We start from the raw sequence: 3,236 nt of genomic DNA, 5'->3' as shown, positions 1-3,236 counted from the left end.
CGCCGGCAGCCGCCGCTCGACGGCGCCGGCGAAGCGCGCGGCGCCGGCGCGATAGCCGGGGCCACCGGCCGGATCGAGCCCGGCCATGCGCTCGGCCAGCGCCCGCGCCACCGTCGCCATGCGCAGCGGATCGAGGTTGAGGTGCGGGTTGCCGAGCGGGTGGACGTCACCGAGCGCGCGATCGGCCGGGGTGCCGACATCGAGCAGCGCGACCTGGGCGGCGGCCTCGAAATAGCCCGGGGTCTCGGGGCGGATCGCCGGGTTGGCGGCGCTGGCGATCGCCAGCGGCAACCAGCCGATCTCCAACTCGGCGCCGACCGCCACCACCAGGTCGGCGCGACGCAGCGCGCCGATCATGCTCGGGCGCGCCTGCAACCGGTGCAGGTCGCGCTCGGGCCCGGAGAGCACCGTCAGCGTGGTGTCCGCGCCGCCGACCGCGCGCACCAACGCACCCATGCTCGGGCTGGTGGCCACCACCTCGAGCGCCTGCGCCGGCAGCGCGACCAGGGCCGCGAGCAGCACGCCCGCGCGGATCATCAGGGATCTGTTCATGGCGTTCCTCCGGGGCATCAGAAGGCGTGGGCGCCGTGGCTGCCCATGCTCATCAGGAACTGCAGATAGAAGGCGTCGAAGCGCTCGCGCGTGTCCTCGGCCACCAGGATGTCGTTGCGGGCGTACTGCGCGCGCAACTGGGAGAACTCCGTCAACCCCCAGGTCAGCCCCAGGGTCCAGCGCTCGGAGCTGCCATAGTCGGCATCGGCGTCGCCGCCGACGCTGTTGGTCAGGCCGAGCACGTCATAGCGCAGCCCCAGGGTCCAGCGCGGCGCGATCCCGTAGGTGAGCTGGGCGTAGAGCCCGTCGGTGGTGAAGGTGCGCCGATCGCCGAGCTGCTCGGGATGGGCGCTGGCGATGATGTCGAGGTCCTTGATCGAACGCAGATACTCGCTCTGCAGCCGCAGGTCGCCCTTGCCGCCGTAGCCGGGCGCGTCATAGGCGTAGACCAGATCGACACCCCAGAGATCGGCGTCGCCGTCGAGCGCGGTCTGGTGCACCTCGGCGTCGTGGTCGTGGGTATGGGCGTGCAGCTCCTGCTGACGGTCGCCATGGGCGAAGGAGACGCCGAACTGCAGCGCGTGCTGGTCGCCGAGGTCGGGGGCGATCTTGGCGAAGGCGGTCCACAGCCGCGGGCCGTCGCCGGCCTCGTCGAGCCCGAGCGCCTCCAGGGTCTCGTCGCCGAAGGTGGCGCCGAAGCGCTCCTGATCGCCCTGCAGCGCCTCGACCCCGACCAGTGTGTAGACCGGCAGCGCCGGCAGCCAGGTCAGCTGCACCCCGGTGTCCTGCAGACCGTGCACCCCGAGCAGATTGAGATAGGGCAGGTTCTGGTCGACGAAGGCCCACTGGTGCGGGTGCTGGGCGTTGGCATAGCCGAAGCCGCTGAGGAAGCGTCCAGCCTTGACCCGCAGCCCGTGCGACAGCGCGCGGGTCTGCAGATAGGCCTCTTCGAGTTCGACGTTGCCGTCACTGTCGACGGCCATGTGCATGGCGGCATCGAAATAGGGGTCGATGGTCGCGGCGAAGCTCAGCTCGGCCTCACGCATGTTGAAGCCGTTGTCGAAGGTGCCGTGGCTGTGACCGGCGTGGTCGTGATCGTGATGATCACCACCGGAGGGCTGGAAGGCCTGGCCGACCAGGCCCGAACCCTCGCCGTCGAGGTCGTCGTGATAGTAGTTGCCGTCGAGAATCACCGAGATCTGCGGATTGAAGGCATTGGCCGCGCTCAGCGCGCCACGGGTCGGCGCAGGTGTCGGCGCCTGGTGCACCACGGGCGCGCGCATCGGACGCGAGCCGGTGTCACCGGGGGGGAGGGCCGCCCGTGGCGGCGGGCGCGACTCGGCCTCGGCGAGACGGCGTTCGAGCGACTGGATACGGGTCTCGTACTGGTCCTTCATCGCCTCGATCATCGCGCGCAGCTCGGCGATCTCGGCATCATCGGTCGTGGCTGTGGCACACAGCGGCAGCAGCAGCGCGAGCGCGCCCGCCCCGCCACGCAGCAGGTTCGGTGTGGACATGGCTTCGGTTCCTGATCATTGGGTGGAGCACAAGGACGCCAACGGTCACCAGCGGGTGATCGAAAACGTCACAGCGATCAACAGCGAACCGAACCGGGGGGCGCGCGAGCGCGCTGAGGCAGGAAGGAGCATGCGCCCGGCCAGACGAGTGGCGCCGAGCACAGCCGCCCGATCTCACGCGGGCGGACCTGATACAGCGACGGCGGCGCGGCCCCGAGCGGCGAGCCGATCCCGACACCCCCCAGACAGATCAGGCAGGGGCCATCGTGATCGTGGACCAGGTGCTCGAGCTGATGCGCCGCCAGCGCCGTCTGCGTCCACAGCAACACAACACCGAGCAGCAACGCAGCCAATGGGGCACGCGCACGACGGGGTTGTGGATGGACCGGAGACGGCATGGAAGAGGCGTTGACAAATCGCAAGACAGAACGCGGGACGTTATAGCATTACACTCACTGCGTGCAAGTCGGTGCGGAGATTCAAGCCGCCAGGAGATTGAACCGCAAAGATACCGTCTTTCCCGTCAAGCCGCGGAAGCGTAATCGGGCTGGTAGGGGCGACGGTTCTTGAACACGCCGAAGCAGATGTGGGCGAGTTTCCGCATGGCGGCGCCGAGGGCGACCATCTTGGGCTTGCCGCGCGCCAGGAGGCGTTCGTAGAGGTCCTTGACGTGAGGGTTGTAGCGAATGGCGGTGACGGCGGCCATGTAGAGGGTGGCGCGGGCATGCGCAGGCCCGGCCTTGGAGAGTCTGGGGCGCCCCTGCACGGAGGTGCCCGACTGTCGCTCGACGGGCACGAGCCCGAGGTAGGCGGCGAACTGTTGGGCCGAGGTGAAGGGGCGGCTTTGCAGCAACGCCACGAAGCGCTGAGCGACCTTGAGGCCGATGGCGGGGATCGAGGTGAGGAGGTCGACGTCCTCGCGTAGCTGAGGGTGGCCGTCGAGGTGGTCGTCGATCTGTTGCTGGAGCTTGGCGAGGGCTTCTTCGAGGAAGGCGATGCTCTCGCGCACCGAGTCGCGCACCAGCGCCGGGGTGTGGGTCGCCTCGACCTTCTCCAGGCGGTTGCGCTCGCGTCGCAGGTCCTCGATGAGGGCGCGCTGACGGGCCAGCAGCGCCCGCAGGAAGCGCACCTCGGGCGAGGGCGGCGTCCAGGGCGCGGGCTTGAGGA

Annotated in this window: 3 protein-coding genes; all 3 read right to left on the bottom strand. The window is 69.5% G+C overall.

The features are described from left to right. Positions 1 to 552, bottom strand: a 552-nt coding sequence (locus EBL84_RS16650) for a metal ABC transporter solute-binding protein, Zn/Mn family (RefSeq protein ID WP_190287994.1), incomplete at its 3' end; no start/stop codon positions are given. Between the two features lie 17 nt (positions 553 to 569). After that, positions 570 to 2,069 carry a TonB-dependent receptor gene (locus tag EBL84_RS16645; protein ID WP_123141800.1) on the bottom strand — a complete coding sequence of 500 codons (1,500 nt, stop codon included), beginning with the start codon at positions 2,067 to 2,069 and terminating at the stop codon, positions 570 to 572. 523 nt (positions 2,070 to 2,592) lie between these two features. Continuing rightward, a partial coding sequence (locus EBL84_RS16635) for a transposase (protein ID WP_148040330.1) occupies positions 2,593 to 3,236 on the bottom strand: 644 nt, incomplete at its 5' end.

This window comes from Marichromatium sp. AB31, from assembly GCF_003718685.1.
Taxonomy (GTDB): Bacteria; Pseudomonadota; Gammaproteobacteria; order Chromatiales; family Chromatiaceae; genus Marichromatium; species Marichromatium gracile.
The sequence above is the reverse complement of the archived record's forward strand: the minus strand, read 5'-3'. Positions and strand labels throughout refer to the sequence as shown.